Here is a 15,175-nt window from a genome sequence, read left to right as displayed (position 1 = left end):
TGCTTTTCTTGTCGTTCAGCGGGAGGCTCTGATCCGGCTGAGCGTGAAGGGTCTAATTCCCAGGAAATGGGCAATGTCTTGTAATTTTATTCGGTTCGAGGGAAATGCCTGCTGAAACGCTGAGTAAGCTTCCGTGGCAGGCAGTAACAGAATTTCGGCACGCTGCTTTAATCTTCGCCGCTCGATCGCGTTTAATTTGTTTGATAACCGTGTCACCTCGCCAAATTTGCCAATCAACACATCGATCGAGGTAGGTGAAAGGGATATCAGTATGGTATCTTCAATAAACATCAGGTGTTCCGATTCGGCAGTCGCCTCATGATCCTTTGCGATAATAAACATCTTTTCCCACCAAAATCCAGTGACAACCTCCTTGCCGAATCGATTGAAGTAGTTTGCCTTCACCATGCCGGTAGCGACAAAATAAATCACATTCTTACCGATATTTTTGGGCCCGATTTCTGAATCTTTCTTGAACTCTTCGATCTGTATATGTTCGCTTAGTTCGAGCAGCATTTCGTTCGAGATCCTGGAAAGTTGACTAAGCGTGTCAAACAGGGTCCGAGTTGCAGGGCTTTCCATTTTCAATATTCTTTTATCCAGCTGACCATTCCCTCCAGCATCCGTATCACAATTGCCTTGTCTGCCTGCTCAAACGCGTAAGACTTATTGCGCATACTTTCCTGCGAAAGTTCTTCCTTGCGTGGGGTAGAAAGGTAGGGGGCTATGGTCTGAATGACCGCATTGAGAGACTTGGCTTTCACCACCCGGGTTGCATCCATCGCGCGTAGTGTCAATGCGACCTGATCGACAGAGAGAAAACACATGATTTTGAAGGGGTCGCTTTTCGCTTTTGGGGGCTGCTGCTGGTTTTGCAGGGGCAAGACATCCCATTGGTGCTTCTTTTCCAGGTAGGTGATCTCCTGAGCAAACCAGTTGCCCAACACCTTTTTTAAGTCAGCGTGGTGCGGATTAAGTTTAACCGTCGGTTTTCTGTGCATCTGGTTGAATTGCTTGTAAGATAACAGTAACTCCGTCATCTTTTCATGTACAGCACCAAAAGCATTGATTTTTTGAGCCAGCTTTTGCGTATAGTAGTTCATGAAGCTGCGGCTGTTGAAATTCAGATAGACCAGTAGCTCTACAACAGCTCCGTGCAGCGTTGTTTCATCCTGTTCCTGGCTGATTTTCTCAAGACCAGCAAGCAGTTCTTTTTTGTAGAACACCTCGCGGAACGAGACCGGCCTTTTTTCAGAATCATAAATAAAGTAGTTCAGACTTTGCAAGACGATATCGGTAAGCGTCCGGTTGTCAACCCGGACGAACAGCTCTTGCCTGAGCAGTTCCAGCCTGTCTAGCATCTCACGTTTGACCTGGGAAAGGTAGGCTGCCGGTGCCCGCTCGTCCAGGCTCAGATACTCGTGAAACCGGTTCTCAACAAAACCGAGCAATTCGTCCAGGCTTGCCGAAATGCTTTCCAGAGCCTGCCGCAGCATGCTATTCCCATCTTGGGTACGCGAAGTGTTTTCATAAGCCTGGTCGAGCAGCATCACCAGGCTCGCATGGTATTGCCGGATCAAAAGCTGGATTTTACGACGCGAATCCAGATTGAAGCTTTGATGTTTAAGAAATGAAATGTGACGGTCCTTTTCCTCCTGCGCTTTCTCCACAATCGTTTCCAACTGTTTTGAAGACAGGGTACTGACGTCGGTCTTGGCTTCATTCAGCGTCACATTGATGATAAAGTCAAGCCATTCGAGCGTGTAATTCTTTTCCAGCATTTCAATCGTATTTGAAATGGCCGGACAATAAATTGCTGCCCGGCCGGTTGGGTGCTGATTAATTCTGCGCGACCAGGGTGCAGATCGTCCCGCTGGTCGTGATGGGATCGTCATCGTCAGGCCCGCGCCGCTGCTTGGATGTTCTGAGCTTTGGTAGCGTGTTGACGATCAGTTTTGGCTTTCTTGTTTTTTTCATTGCGTTTGCTGGTTGGTTGATTCACCAGCAAAGCAAAATTTTAGGCTGCCTTTGGGCAATCTTCGGGGATGAAACCAGTCTTGGAAGGGCTGAAAATCGGGTTAGAGGGTTAATCAGCGAGCGGAATCCACAAGGTCACCGAGTAGCTATTTTCAGATTCTTTGATTTCCACGTGGTGCCGTTTGGGATAAAGGAGTGCCAAACGCCTTTGAATATTTTTTAATCCAAGCCCATGCGAAGACGTTTTTTTAGCGCCGCCGCTAGCGGGGGCTTTGTCATTTTCGATAGTGAACTGCAAACTATCAGAACTCACCTGAATGTCGACCCGGACTGTTGATTTGCCCGCATGGGAGCGAATGCCGTGTTTAACCGCATTTTCACCCAAGGTGACCATCAAAAGCGTTGGTACTTTATGCTTCACAGAGGCTTTGCCTTGCTGATGCCAAGTTACAGTAAGCCGTCTGCCGTGCCTGATGCGTTCCAGTTGCATGTAACGTTTAAGGCTCCGGATCTCAGCACGGAGGGGTACCCAATCTCCACCCGTCTCGTACAGCGTATATTTGAGCATTTGAGAAAGTTTGTCCAGGTACCCTGCTGCTGCGCGGGAGGCAGGGAGGACTTTCGCGTAGGCTGAATTAATGACATTATAAACAAAATGGGGTTCAAGTTCAGATTTCAGGATGGTCAGTTCAGTACGCAGCGTTTCCCGTTCAAATTCCGCCTGGGCCATCTGCTGCCTCAGACCAAATTGTACCATCTTTAACCCAACCGGCAGGATTAGTAGTTGGAGCTCCTGGACGTCGTAGAAAAATATAAACCATTCCCAGCCTTGCCTGGTTGCCGGTGGTTTCAAATAAAACCCGCCAACGGTCTCGAATGCCGGGCTGAGCTGTCTCAACGTATAGATGTTATCCAGGACAACATACATCGATAGTGTGACGATGTGCATCGTACCCAGAAGGATTAGCAGCATCATAACCAGCAGAGGTATCCCCTTGAACCGGCGTTGCAGTTTCGTAAATAACAGTAGCGAGAAATAAAACACCGGAACAAACCTTAGGTAGTACACGGTGTAGGAAACCTGCAGGTTATCGTCAAGCTGCTGGCTTGAAAATGCAGGAAGGAAATACATCAGGTGATAGGCTACAAAACATGCCCAAAAAGCAAAATGGTACTCGACGCGCCGTTTGCCTTTCAGATTAAAAAGGCCCCAAAAAGGCTCTTTTATCGCTTCATCCACTACGTTTTTGTCCGGTTGTGAGCCGGAGAATGATTTCAGTTCGGTCATCTTTTGCAATACTTACCTTGTAATTGTTGCGCATCTGAATGGTACTTCCCTCGATGCTTTTGATTTGGTACCGGTTAACGATATATGACCGGTGTGTTTTAACAAAGTGTTCAGGCAAGCCTCGACTGATTTCACTGATAGTGGTCCGGGTTCTGACTACATGGTCACCTGTGCAAAAGATGGCGACGTAGTTGTGTTGGCCTTCGATAAAGCAAATATTTTGATAGGGTATCGCAAAGAGCTGACGGTCAAATTTGACCCAAAGACAGTTCGCGTCAAAGTATGGGGTTTGTAATGGGTACTCGCTGGCTGGAATGCTTTGATTGGGGAGCACGACTGACCTATCCGGAAGGAAGTTTGACTTTCTCTTTTTTCTATCCAATGCCTTGCATACCGTCTTGATAAAACTTTTATAACTGACCGGCTTGGAAAGAAAGCCCAGGATATCGTAATCATAGCCATCGATTGCATAAGTCTGATATGCGCTGGTCATGATCACCGAACTGCCAACCCAAGGCATCATCTGCAACAACTCTAATCCCGAAACCTCGGGCATATTGATGTCCAGAAAGACCAGGTCAGGTCTTAGTTTCTCGATAATCTGTAACCCCTGTATCGCATCTTCACAGGTCTTGATTAAGGTCAAATTGGGCATTTCCGAAATGTGGGTTTTCAGAATTTGCCGCGACGATGGCTCATCATCAATAATAATGCACCGCGTGGTAGGAGCTGTTTGTGAACTCATAACGATTGGTCAAATGCCCCGTGCGGTGGGCTGATTGTGTCAGATTAAGTTAATTTAATAATCTATCGGTTACTTATCAAGTTTTCGACAGGGAATTTTTGCTATTCAATTGATAGTCGTAAAACTTCTTAAGAAAATGATAAATAGCATGTTCTTGCCTTCGTTGATCGCTGATAAATAACCTGTTGCAACATAAATGCATCAAATCGATCAGCAGGGCCTGTTGCTTGCCGGGATCATTGAGCGGATTGCCAGCCAGTATATCCATGATTTTGGAATTTCTTTCCTCCAGAAGTTGACGGACATCAGATAAGAAGTAGTCATCTGCGCTCATTGCACAGGCGATTTGCTGCTTTTGTTGTCTGAATTGCTGATTCAGCGAGATCAATTCGCTCTTTTCCAGTACACTGCCAGCAGCTTGGAGCGTCTGTATTTTTATCTGCGGATGATATTTCCCAAATGCGTTCAACAGGCCGTCGCAGGCCATCAAGGCCGCCAGCCAACGCTGCTGCTGCCGGCCAGTTTCGTGTAGCAATGCCAGGGAACTTGCAATTGCCAGGCTATCACTGCAAAAGATAGATTCAATATGCTCATAGGCGATGCTGCTATATCTTTCCAGTTCCCTTTCGTATAACTCTGATTGGAAGCGGAACACCAAACCGCTTTCGATTTCATCTTTGAGATCTTTGGCCATCGATGAGCCGAAACCCGTACTTCGTTTTTTACCTGGGCCGGTAAAAAGTCGCAATCGTATGTGGGGATCGGGGTCTTTGAACCGAAGGAAAAACCAACCGTTGATCCGGTTTGATTTTTGCAGTTTCATACAAAAATCAAAGAGCTTTCCGGTAAGAAGCCTTTCGCAGGTTTCTTCACTCGCGTAAATTTTTAGGTATGTCCAGCCATCCTTAGAAGATACCCATCGCGTACTTTCCAGTTTTTGGGGACCTACAAGGGGCTCATTTGAATTTGTCTTACAATGGTTTAAGATTGGTATCACAATTTCATTAAAGTAGTACTTGCGGTCTGTCTGTAAAAAGCTGTATTTCAGAGCATGTAAAGCTTCATATATCCGCAGCTTTTTGTCTTTACGCAACTTATTCAGACATATCCTGACTGCCGGGGCCGAATGTCCGTCGATTGAAAGCAGCTGGTCCCCAGCGCCGATCTGAACGTAGCGCGGCAGACCCAGATCTTTTTCAAGCTTTCTCCACCAATTCACAAGTTCTTGATCGCTGAGCTCACTTGCCGGTATTGCCGAGCTGTCAAGGTTCCAACATGCTTTTTGTAAAACGATGCCCTTATATTGGATCCGGGGAAGAAATGGGAGCTCACTCAGGTGTCCCCAATCCCATAGGGGTGACAACGCAGTCTCGCCTGCTGCGATGTCGGCCAGAAATTGGTAGACTGGCGGTCCCAGGCGCGGGTTGTAGGCCGTTGTTACTCTCGGAATGATGCGTTTTTGCATTGAGGCAGAAGTTAGAATTACTTGACCAGCCCGAACACTTACCAGCAGATCGCTCGCCGCGATGGTTTTACCCGCGTCGCTTTTGCCGCTCAAAAGCGTTAGATGTGAATTTCCCAGGTCCGGGCGGCGCGCAACATTGGCATCTCTTCCAGGCGGCACAAAGTCCACCTGAACAACTATCGCGTTTGGGTGCTGCGTAGTTTCACGGGCATTCGCAGTGATTAAGCGTTCGGCCAGCAAGGTGTCTGCGTCAGCGAATCGCGATATTAAATTCAGTGATCCTGGTCCGGAAATACCCCGCAGCTCAAAAAGGTATTTGCCCTCGTCAAACGTGTGCTCATCGGAAGTAAACACACTGCCCAACACGGAAATCCCTTCTGCAATTCTCGGCGGTTTCTCCGGCCTAACAAGCGCCAGGTCTTCGTCATTCAACAAGTAGAATTTTCGATTCGAATGTCTGGCCTCGTGGTAGGCCCTGTCTATCAACTTCACCCGCTCAATGGCACTATAATGTTGTGTTTGTTTGCCTTCGCCACCCGATGCTACGGGGACATGACCGAAATACGATGATTCAATGTTCCCGTAGCCGATACCCAATGCTGGATCGAGCACCTGCAAAAGGGGTACTTGCTTATCGCCATATCTTTGGTAAAACCTTGTAGCAAACGATTTGAGTGCAACCGGGATACGGTTTTCAGTGGTTCCGATCAGTTTTTCAAGATCGGAGACTATGCCTGCCACAGTTCTCCTGCTAACAGTCGAATAAGACGTTTCAATTTCCATATCGATTTGTACCGGATTGCGCCAGGTCAGACCGGCATTTTTCAAACTGGCTTCCAACGGAGCAAAACGTGCTGGGCCACCTTGCTTCATCTTGCTTAGAGCGGTTACATCCCTGAAAACTTTTGTCAGCAAACGGTTGGTGTGAGCATGGCTTTCCAGCACATTTTGAAAAGTAGTTTGGCTGACCATTGGCTCGGTTACATCTACCAGAATTTGCTCGGCTCTTAGCTGAGAAACAAAGTCCTTGGCCTCCCGGTGTGACAGGCCTTCCCGGCCAAGCGCATCTACGACAGTAGAAGCTGTCGTTCCATGCTGGGCTACGCTTTTGGCGGCAATCAGGAACTGGTCTGCACAGACTTCTTTCAATGCAAATTCGAAGCCACCATTTTGACTTACTACCCGCTGTGCAAAGCGCAGGAACGAGCCGTTCATGTAAAGGCTACTGTTCACATCCAGCGTATCTTCGAGGTTCGTGCCACGTAGTTGCCCCGCTATTTGCTGCAGTACTTCTCCACTAAGCGTAGTATGCTTTTTAATGCGGCCAGTGAAACGGATATGCGAGTAATCTGACAGGGTAGCTACGAAATATCCGGCAAACAGGCCAAATGGGGTGCAGCGGCTGGTCGCCCGAGCAAGGTATTTGTAAAGGCTGAGCATCACCTTTTGCTCACCTGGTTCGTTCGATGCGGTTTCTTCCAATTTCAACAGCGAACCGTAGAGCTCAGGTGAGGCCAAATACAGCGCTTCCCTTATCACGTGGCGTTTGTAGGCTTGACAAAGCAGTAATTTGAGTGAGCCGGGATTTTGTGCCAGGCGCATATTGATCCGTCTAAGCATCCGGTAAGGAAACAGCGGTCGTCTGAATAGGACAAAATCATGTGGTTCTAATTTGTTCATAGCGCTAAGTTTTAACTGGTTACCCACAGGTAAAATCTGCGATAAGAGAGCCAAAAGAAAATTTTAGGGCCGAAGGATTGCCCGTAGGGTACGAAACCTCGTGTTTGGGGGAGGAATGATATGTTTGACCCGAAACAAGCCCAAAAGTGCAGCTAAGCTACCGGCAGCTATTTCTGCTGCTGATGTTAAGGAACCAAAAGTGTTCGGCATAACCGTGCTAGCGCACTTCCTTATTCCGCTTCCTTTTGGCCGGAGTGCCGCCGGTTGTGCAGAGCTTTCTTTTTTTCTTGTTTTTCTTTGGGTCAAAACATTGTCGGTTTTCGGCAGTCAGATTTCGGGAAAGCAGGGTGAAAAGAACGGGTTCAATCTCACAATTTAAACCGTTTAAGCTCATGGCGCACAACATTCATTTCAACGAAAACACAGGCAAGCATTCCTTTTTCTCCGTCAAAGAGAAAGCATGGCACGGCCTAGGCCTGACCGTAGACAACTGCGGGTTAAGCAGCGAGGCAATCGCTTACGCAGGCCTTGACTATGACGTCGTAAAATCGCCACTCTTTACTACCGGGATTACAACTGGCGACGGTGACGGCGTAACGATCTACCAGCCCGGACAGGCTACCGTTCCGGGCTATTACGCGACCCAGCGGACGGATACAGGTCAGGTACTCGGGGTGGTCGGCTCGGACTACCGGGTCGTACAGAACCGCGACGCGTTCACATTTTTTGACAGCATCGCGGATGGAAAAGGCATACGCTACGAAACAGCTGGGGGCCTTGGAAACGGGGAACGTATATTTATCACCGCTAAAATTGACGACAAGATTATTGTCGGCAAAGACGATGAAATCGAGCAGTACCTTTTTCTGACCAATTCGCACGACGGTTCTGGAAGTATCACCGTGGCTTTTACACCAATCCGGGTCGTATGCCAGAATACACTGAATGCAGCCGTCGAAAGTTTGTCCTCCGCTGTACGCATCCGCCACACGGCAAGTGCTAAGGAGCGGCTCGCATCTGCCCATAAGCTTATGGGGATGGCCGCAAAGATTTCAGTACAGACCGAAACGGTCTTTAATAAGTGGGCGAAAGTCCGAATCACAGACCGGCAGCTGCGCCGCTTGATCCAAATGGCGATGGCGCCCGGAAAAGAAACCCTGGGCAAAATTCATGATAGCCGGCTTGACCTGCTCTCTACACAATTCAATAATCTGGTTGACCGGGTTTACAGCTACGCGATGGCAAGCCCCGAGCAAAATCTGGAAACAACGGCTGGTACCGTTTTCGGAGCGTACAACGCAGTAACGGGCTACTTTCAAAACGTTAGGTATTACAACACAGCAGAGCACAAAGCCAAATCGATCCTTTTCGGAGGTAGTGCCAGCCAGCGGGGCAAAGCAGCTTTCGAGCTTTGTGACAGGTTCGCCACGCATGGCCCGGAAACATTCGGAGTCAATTAGACGATTGGTGCTCGGAGGTAATAAGCCTCCGGGCGCTTTGAGGTTTACTGCAAAAAATCGCGGCCGCCCTGCGGGCGGCGATCAGCGGTGTCGCGGCGGATGGGGGATCGTGTTTTTGACTGTGATTAGCCGCCGCGACGGGCATTTTTGATTTAGGGGATTTTTTCTTCAGGGATTCATAAGGCGGGGATTAAAAGATTGGCCGCTCATTTAGGAGCCAAGTTAGCCGGGCTGGCTCTGGAAGCGGCGTGAAGCAGGTGCTGCACCATAATTCACTTAAACCAGATGATTATGGAAACGCGAGCAAGATTTACAGAGACTTTTCATGTAGCAGAGATTGACCTGATTTACAAGACAGGGTTCAACCTAACCGAGCGTCCGAAAATCACTCAGGCTGCCGACGCTTATGAGCTGCTGCTTAAGAACTGGAATCAGGGGAGACTAGGCTTCATTGAAGAGTTCAAAATCCTGCTGCTCAACCAAGGCAATTTTGTTTTGGGAGAATACCAGGTTTCACAAGGCGGCATAAGTGCGACATCAGTAGACATACGCCTTATCTTTGCCGCAGCCTTGAAAGCAAACGCGTCGGGACTAATCCTCGCTCATAACCACCCATCAGGACAGCTGTGTCCGTCCGACGCAGACCGCAGCGCTACCCGCAGGATATGTGAGGCGGCAGCGCTTTTTCAAATCAATGTGCTGGATCATCTAATCATATCAAACAGATCCTTCTACTCCTTTGCTCAAGGTGGCGACCTGTGACAGCCACAAAAAATAAAAGCTGACAGAATTACTCCGTCAGCTTTTTTCATGCATAAGTCTGCTTTGCCTACCGAGCCTGTCAAGCCTTTGAAAGCTGTTGCAACTTTTCATGCACCTCGATAAGCCCAGCTTTCGAAAGGAGTCGTTCGATAAAATCCCCTAGGTCTGCTGCCACGGCCTCACCCGCAAAAAATAGGAGTGAAGAAGGCCCTTCTTTCGCCCCTGTTAGTCCAGCCTGCAACCCAGCGGCTAGCGCCAGCGTAGCTTTTCGTGTAAGCTTCATGTCAAGCTTAACCGGTTCGTTCATTCCCGGGCTTGAAAGCAATGTTTCAAATAGTAGATTAACCTCAACCTTGTTTTCCATCGCATATCTGGTTTTGTTGAACATCGAGAGCAAATGAACCGCGTCTGAACCAGTTTCACCCATTCGAAAATCGAAAGGGTCATTTTTGTCCAGTCAGCTTGTCCTATTTTCGTATCACGCCCGGGGCTGTTGCCCGGCTAGTCCCGCTGGCCGCCTTGTCGAATGTTTAGCAACCGAATTTAGATGATCGGTTATGGCGCCCCCTTTTGGGGCGGCTCAACCACCTGTCTTTCCGTGGTTGGCCAGATGTACAAATGTATCACGCGGCCCGCCGCGGTGCTTCATTTGGATCTGGCTGCTGGCGCAGGGCGACACGCGTCGGGCGGCCACTCGGAACTCGTGGTCTTTTGGAGTGTGAGATTTTTGAAATAAATAATCGTGGATATGGAAGAGGGGAAAGAAATACGAGAACAATGGCTTCATGTAAGGCTATCGAGTCGAGAATCTGCTGAGGTCAATAAGCTTTTCAAGGCAAGTGCAGAAAGGTACCTGAGTGATTTTGCAAGAAAGAAATTGCTTGGTAAACCTGTCCTGGTCGCTACCCGAAACGCCTCGCAGGACGGGCTCATCGAGCAGCTCGCCGGACTCCGTACCGAGCTCTCGCGCCTGGGGGCTAACTACAATCAGGCCGTTAAAAAACTGCATGCTGTCTCGCGGATCAAGGACTTCGAACACTGGCTGGTTACCTATGAATTGGACCGCAGAAAATTGCTGTCTCAGGTGGAACATGCCGGGCTTGTGATCGCCGAATTGGCAGCACAATGGTCGCGGTAATCCACAGTGGTTCGTCTCTCAAAGAGGCGCTCAACTACAACGAAAATAAGGTCAAACGCGGTGTTGCTGAGTGTATCGATGCTGGTTATTATGTGAAGGACGTGGAAGATTTGAGCTACCGCGACAAGTTCTCCAGGCTACAAAAATTGATGAACCTCAATAGCCGGACCAAGGTCAATACGCTGCATATCTCACTAAATTTTGCCGCAGAAGACAAGCTTGACAAGGCATCACTCAGGCAGATTGCCGGCACCTACCTGGATAAGATTGGCTTTGCATCGCAACCCTATCTGCTCTACGAGCATCACGATGCAGGACATCAGCACGTACACATTCTGACGACGAACATACGGCCCGATGGAACAGCTATTAACCTGCACAACATTGGCAAAACCCGCTCGGAGGCTGCCCGTAAAGACATTGAAGGCGAGTTTTCATTGGTTCGTGCCGAAGACCGCAAACGAAAGGTTTTTGAGCTTAAAGCCGTCGGCCTTTCGCCTCTGCAATACGGGCGCGCAGAAACGAAGCAAGCTATCTCAAACGTGCTGCAAAGTGTGATAAATGAATATCATTATACTTCCCTCGCCGAGCTAAACGCAGTCCTGGCGCAGTATAATGTTTATGCCGATCCGGGTGCCGAAGGATCCCGCGTTAATCGAGGTGCAGGTTTGTTGTTCCGTGTTTTGGACACAAAAGGGCAAAGCGTTGGCGTGCCGATCAAAGCCAGTGATTTCCATTTTAAACCTACTTTGAAATCATTGCAGCCTCGTTTTCTCGCCAGCAAGTTTGCCCGTGAAAAGTACGCAGTACGCTTGAAGAATACGATCGACAAGGCGGTCTCCTGCACGACTTTCGGTGATCTGACTGCCCTTCAGCAGACGCTTAAATCAGAAGGTGTAGCGCTTGTTTTGCGCGCCAGCAAGACGGGCTTGATCTACGGGCTCACCTACGTGGACCACAGGACCAAAGCGGTGTTCAATGGAAGCGACCTTGGAAAGGCTTATAGCGCTAAGGCGATTCAAGAGGCGCTTGCACCTCCGGACGTTGTTACACAGCAGAAGACCCAATACCAATCCATAGCGGGCAATCCTTCAACGTCCGACGGTCAATTCAAGCTCCCCACTTTCGGCGGAGGCGCACCGGTGGCCAAGCACGAGACAGACGAGTTTTTGGCTTCACTATTTCTTCCTGAAAGCGGTGAGCAGAGCGTGCCGTGGCAACTAAGGAAGCCACCTCGCAGGAGGGGACGGTGATACTTTCAATCAAAATAATAAGCTTATGAGCATCCAAACAGCAGAAAACCAGCAAGCGCTGGCGCGTATATCGGATATGACGCGCCTTCTTTCATTGGCAATTTTGCTAATCCATTTTCACTATTATTGCTACGGTTTATTCCAGATCGCAGGCCTTGTTAACGGGTTCACCGACCGGATCCTGGAGAATATTTCAAGGACAGGTCTATTGACCGCGCCGTATAAATCCAAGGCGATTGCCTTGGGCTTGCTCGCGGTTTCCCTCATCGGAACGAAGGGCAGAATGCAGGATAAACTCAAATCCAAGTCAGGTATATACCTGGTCCTGGTCGGCCTTGCCTTGTATTGGCTACCAGTGTTTATTCTCGGGCTGTCTGGGCCGATGAAACTTCTAGGTGGTCTTTACATGGGCCTGACGCTAATAGGTTTTTCACTCGTACTTTCGGGCGGGACGCTACTTTCAAGGGTGCTTAAAGTGAAACTCGGCAGTGACATTTTTAACCGGGAAAATGAGACGTTTCCCCAAGAGGAGCGCCTTTTGGAAAACGAGTTTTCGATCAATCTTCCTGCCGAATACATCCTGAAAGGCAAGCGCCGGAAAAGCTGGATCAATTTTATCAATCCATTTCGCGGGGTCCTGGTTTTGGGCTCACCTGGTTCTGGTAAGAGCTACTTCGTGATCCGCCACATCATTACCCAGCACATCCGGAAAGGGTTTTCGATGTTTATTTACGATTTCAAATTTGATGACTTATCGCTGATAGCCTACAATAGTTTCCAGGCTAATCAGCATGCCTACAAAGTTTTGCCGCGGTTCTATATCATTAATTTTGATGACCTGGACCGTAGCGCCAGGTGCAATCCGCTCGAACCCTCAACCATGCTCGATATCACCGACGCTGCCGAATCCGCACGCACGATCCTGCTTGGTTTGAACCGTGAATGGATTAAAAAGCAAGGTGATTTTTTTGTAGAATCATCGATCAACTTTCTTACCGCAGTCATTTGGTTTTTGCGTCGTTACCAGGATGGAGAGTTCTGTACGCTGCCCCATGTGATTGAGCTGATGCAGGCGAACTACGATGAGCTCTTCACGATCCTGCGCATGGAAAAAGAAATCGAGGTGCTGGTTAACCCCTTTATCAGTGCATACCTGAACAATGCCATGGAGCAGCTGGAAGGCCAGATCGCCTCGGCCAAGATCGCATTGGCCAGACTCTCATCGCCGCAACTCTATTATGTGCTTTCCGGCAATGATTTGACGTTGGATATCAATAATCCGGATACGCCCAAGATTTTGTGCATCGGCAATAACCCACAGAAAATCCAGGTGTACGGTGCTGTGATCTCACTCTATGCGACACGCCTCATAAAGCAGGTTAATATGAAGGGTAAGCTCAAAAGCAGTTTGATTTTCGATGAGTTTCCGACCATTTTCCTTAACAATATTGATGGGTTGATCGCCACAGCACGGTCCAATAAAGTCGCTACCACCCTTGGCGTCCAAGACGCCTCCCAGCTCCGGAAAGACTACGGAAAGGAGCTGGCCGAGGTCATCGTCAACATCACGGGAAATGTGATCAGTGGCCAGGTTTCTGGCGACACAGCAAAGCATCTTTCAGAGCGATTCGGAAAAATCCAACAGGATCGGACTGCACTTTCGCTCAACCGCTCGGATACTTCGATCAGCAAGTCGATCCAGCTGGACCTTGCGATCCCGGCCTCGAAAATTTCTTCGATGAGCTCGGGTGAATTTGTGGGACTGGTCGCCGACAATCCTGATCAGCTGATAGACTTAAAAGCCTTTCACAACCGAGTCTTGAACAATCATCAGTCTTTGGCGACAGAGTCAGCGGCCTATAAACCAATCCCGATTGTCAGGCGGGTAAACGGGCAGATCATCAAGAAAGTGTTTGAGCAGATTAAGGATGATGTGCGTGAAATCATTGAAGCCGAGATAGCGAATATCAAACAGGATCCAGCACTGAAACATTTGCTGGTAAATAAGAAAAAATAAAAAATGTTACTTGTACTATACCACCTTGTGATTGAGCTGTGGGCCAACAAGCAGTGGCAAAAAACAATAGGGTGTGGCATTCACGTGCATGGTGAAACATTCGCCGGGTCCATGTTTACGGATCAGACAGCACATAGGAACATTACGGGGCTTGGCGCTTTTGAACTAAAAAGGCGGTTTGAATAAGGTATTGTCTTGATATTATGTGCTTTATTGTCTGAAAAAAAGGTGACATATGGGGCCGGAATATTTTATTGGAATCGATATTTCCAAAGTGACACTGGATATCTGCATTGTAAATGTGAAAGGCGATCAAATCGCTGCATACAAGACTGCAAACACAGAATCTTCCATTGCCGATATTCTTGGAGTGCTTGCTACAAACCACAAGGCGACGCCACAAAACATCTGCTTTTGCGCTGAGGACATGGGATTGTTCGGCTCGTTTTTGTCCAAGGTACTTGCCGCTGGAAAATATAAGATTTGTTTCGAATCCCCGCTTCGTATCAAGAAATCAATCGGTATTCAACGTGGTAAAAACGATGCGATCGACGCGCTCAGGATTGCCCGCTATGCTTGCGCGAACTTTAACTCGTTGCGCTTTCGAACTGTGCCGCGCAAGTGTATCGTCGACTTAAAAGAACTTTCAACAGTACGCAAACGGTTGTTGAAAACGCGAAAACTGCTTTCACAAAGCAAAAAGACCGAAGACTACTACTTACAGGGAGAAACCAGTCTCACTGGCAGCAGTTTATATTCGAATACCTTGGTCGCGATCAAAAATGATCTGCAAGCAATTGAGAAGAGGATACTTAGCCTGATTGAATCCGATGTGAAGTTGGCGCGACTTGTCAAGATAATTACTTCCGTTCCAAGGATTGGCACGGTTACCGCGGTTCAAATCTTGATAGCAACTAATGAGTTCGAGTGGATATCCTGTCCAAAGAAATTTGCCAGCTATTGCGGTGTTGCCCCCTTTCAATTAAAGTCCGGTACTAGCCTAAACGCACGGGCACGGGTGTCAAGGCTGGCAAATCGTGACCTCAAGAGCCTGATCCATATGGCCGCTATCGGTTACGCCAAAAAGGGCCGTTCCGATTTCCTTGCGAAATATTACAGACGGAAGATCCAGGAAGGGAAAAGACCCATGACTGTGGTTAATGCGATTCGCAACAAATTAGTACATAGGATTTTTTCGTGTATCAAAGCCGATAGTCTATTTGTCGATATCTAAAATATGGGGCCGACTGGGCGCAAATTGCTTTGGCGATGTCCAGGTTTATTACCTACGCATTTACGCTAGTTTACTGCGAACAGGCCAGTGTTGATTCAGTTTATCAGAACGGGGCAGAGGAAATACCTATAACCCATCTTAATAGCTGAGGAGCTG

General features: G+C 48.3%; 13 protein-coding genes. 6 read left to right on the top strand and 7 right to left on the bottom strand.

Features of this window, described 5'->3' with window-relative positions; all coding sequences use genetic code 11:
• Positions 1-15: 15 nt before the first annotated feature.
• From BMW93_RS24950 to BMW93_RS24930, 6 genes are all read right to left on the bottom strand, one after another.
• Positions 16-582, bottom strand: coding sequence for a Crp/Fnr family transcriptional regulator (locus tag BMW93_RS24950; RefSeq protein WP_090382797.1), 567 nt, complete (start codon positions 580-582; stop codon positions 16-18).
• Between the two features lie 2 nt (positions 583-584).
• Entirely contained in the window at positions 585-1,781 is a 1,197-nt protein-coding gene (locus tag BMW93_RS24945) for a hypothetical protein (protein ID WP_090382795.1), read from the bottom strand.
• Between the two features lie 58 nt (positions 1,782-1,839).
• A complete protein-coding gene (locus BMW93_RS35565; protein ID WP_177194191.1) occupies positions 1,840-1,977 on the bottom strand; it encodes a hypothetical protein in 138 nt (45 codons plus the stop codon).
• A 109-nt stretch (positions 1,978-2,086) separates the two neighbouring features.
• Positions 2,087-3,265: a sensor histidine kinase gene (locus tag BMW93_RS24940; RefSeq protein WP_090382791.1), complete on the bottom strand. Its 1,179-nt coding sequence runs from the start codon at positions 3,263-3,265 to the stop codon at positions 2,087-2,089.
• Positions 3,210-4,010: a LytTR family DNA-binding domain-containing protein gene (locus BMW93_RS24935; protein WP_090382787.1), complete on the bottom strand. Its 801-nt coding sequence runs from the start codon at positions 4,008-4,010 to the stop codon at positions 3,210-3,212. The genes BMW93_RS24940 and BMW93_RS24935 overlap by 56 nt, the downstream gene beginning before the upstream one ends.
• Before the next feature lie 76 nt (positions 4,011-4,086).
• Positions 4,087-7,155 (bottom strand): lantibiotic dehydratase, encoded by a 3,069-nt coding sequence (locus BMW93_RS24930; protein ID WP_090382784.1) that lies wholly within the window; start codon positions 7,153-7,155, stop codon positions 4,087-4,089.
• A 392-nt stretch (positions 7,156-7,547) separates the two neighbouring features.
• Here BMW93_RS24930 and BMW93_RS24920 point away from each other — a divergent pair, with 392 nt between their 5' ends.
• Together BMW93_RS24920 and BMW93_RS24915 are read left to right on the top strand one after the other, a co-directional pair.
• Complete coding sequence (locus BMW93_RS24920; protein ID WP_090382779.1) at positions 7,548-8,615, top strand: DUF932 domain-containing protein; 1,068 nt, start codon at positions 7,548-7,550, stop codon at positions 8,613-8,615.
• 291 nt (positions 8,616-8,906) lie between these two features.
• Positions 8,907-9,377 carry a RadC family protein gene (locus tag BMW93_RS24915; RefSeq protein ID WP_090383285.1) on the top strand — a complete coding sequence of 157 codons (471 nt, stop codon included), beginning with the start codon at positions 8,907-8,909 and terminating at the stop codon, positions 9,375-9,377.
• A 79-nt stretch (positions 9,378-9,456) separates the two neighbouring features.
• Here the strand turns inward: BMW93_RS24915 and BMW93_RS24910 are convergent, their stop codons facing one another.
• On the bottom strand, positions 9,457-9,741 hold the full coding sequence (locus BMW93_RS24910) for a hypothetical protein (RefSeq protein ID WP_143061721.1): 285 nt from the start codon (positions 9,739-9,741) through the stop codon (positions 9,457-9,459).
• Positions 9,742-10,125: 384 nt separating this feature from the next.
• Between BMW93_RS24910 and BMW93_RS24905 the strand changes: the two genes are divergently transcribed.
• The 4 genes from BMW93_RS24905 to BMW93_RS24885 all read left to right on the top strand — a co-directional run bounded on the left by BMW93_RS24905 (position 10,126) and on the right by BMW93_RS24885 (position 15,019).
• A complete protein-coding gene (locus BMW93_RS24905) occupies positions 10,126-10,515 on the top strand; it encodes a hypothetical protein (RefSeq protein ID WP_090382773.1) in 390 nt (129 codons plus the stop codon).
• Entirely contained in the window at positions 10,503-11,768 is a 1,266-nt protein-coding gene (locus BMW93_RS24900) for a relaxase/mobilization nuclease domain-containing protein (protein ID WP_090382771.1), read from the top strand. Before BMW93_RS24905 ends, BMW93_RS24900 begins: the two co-directional genes overlap by 13 nt.
• Positions 11,769-11,793: 25 nt before the next feature.
• On the top strand, positions 11,794-13,785 hold the full coding sequence (mobC, locus tag BMW93_RS24895; RefSeq protein WP_090382768.1) for a conjugal transfer protein MobC: 1,992 nt from the start codon (positions 11,794-11,796) through the stop codon (positions 13,783-13,785).
• 235 nt (positions 13,786-14,020) lie between these two features.
• Complete coding sequence (locus BMW93_RS24885) at positions 14,021-15,019, top strand: transposase (protein ID WP_090382764.1); 999 nt, start codon at positions 14,021-14,023, stop codon at positions 15,017-15,019.
• The last annotated feature ends 156 nt before the right edge of the window (positions 15,020-15,175 follow it).

Origin of the sequence: Dyadobacter sp. SG02, assembly GCF_900109045.1 — a bacterium.
Classification (GTDB): Bacteria; Bacteroidota; Bacteroidia; order Cytophagales; family Spirosomataceae; genus Dyadobacter.
The sequence above is the reverse complement of the archived record's forward strand: the minus strand, read 5'-3'. Positions and strand labels throughout refer to the sequence as shown.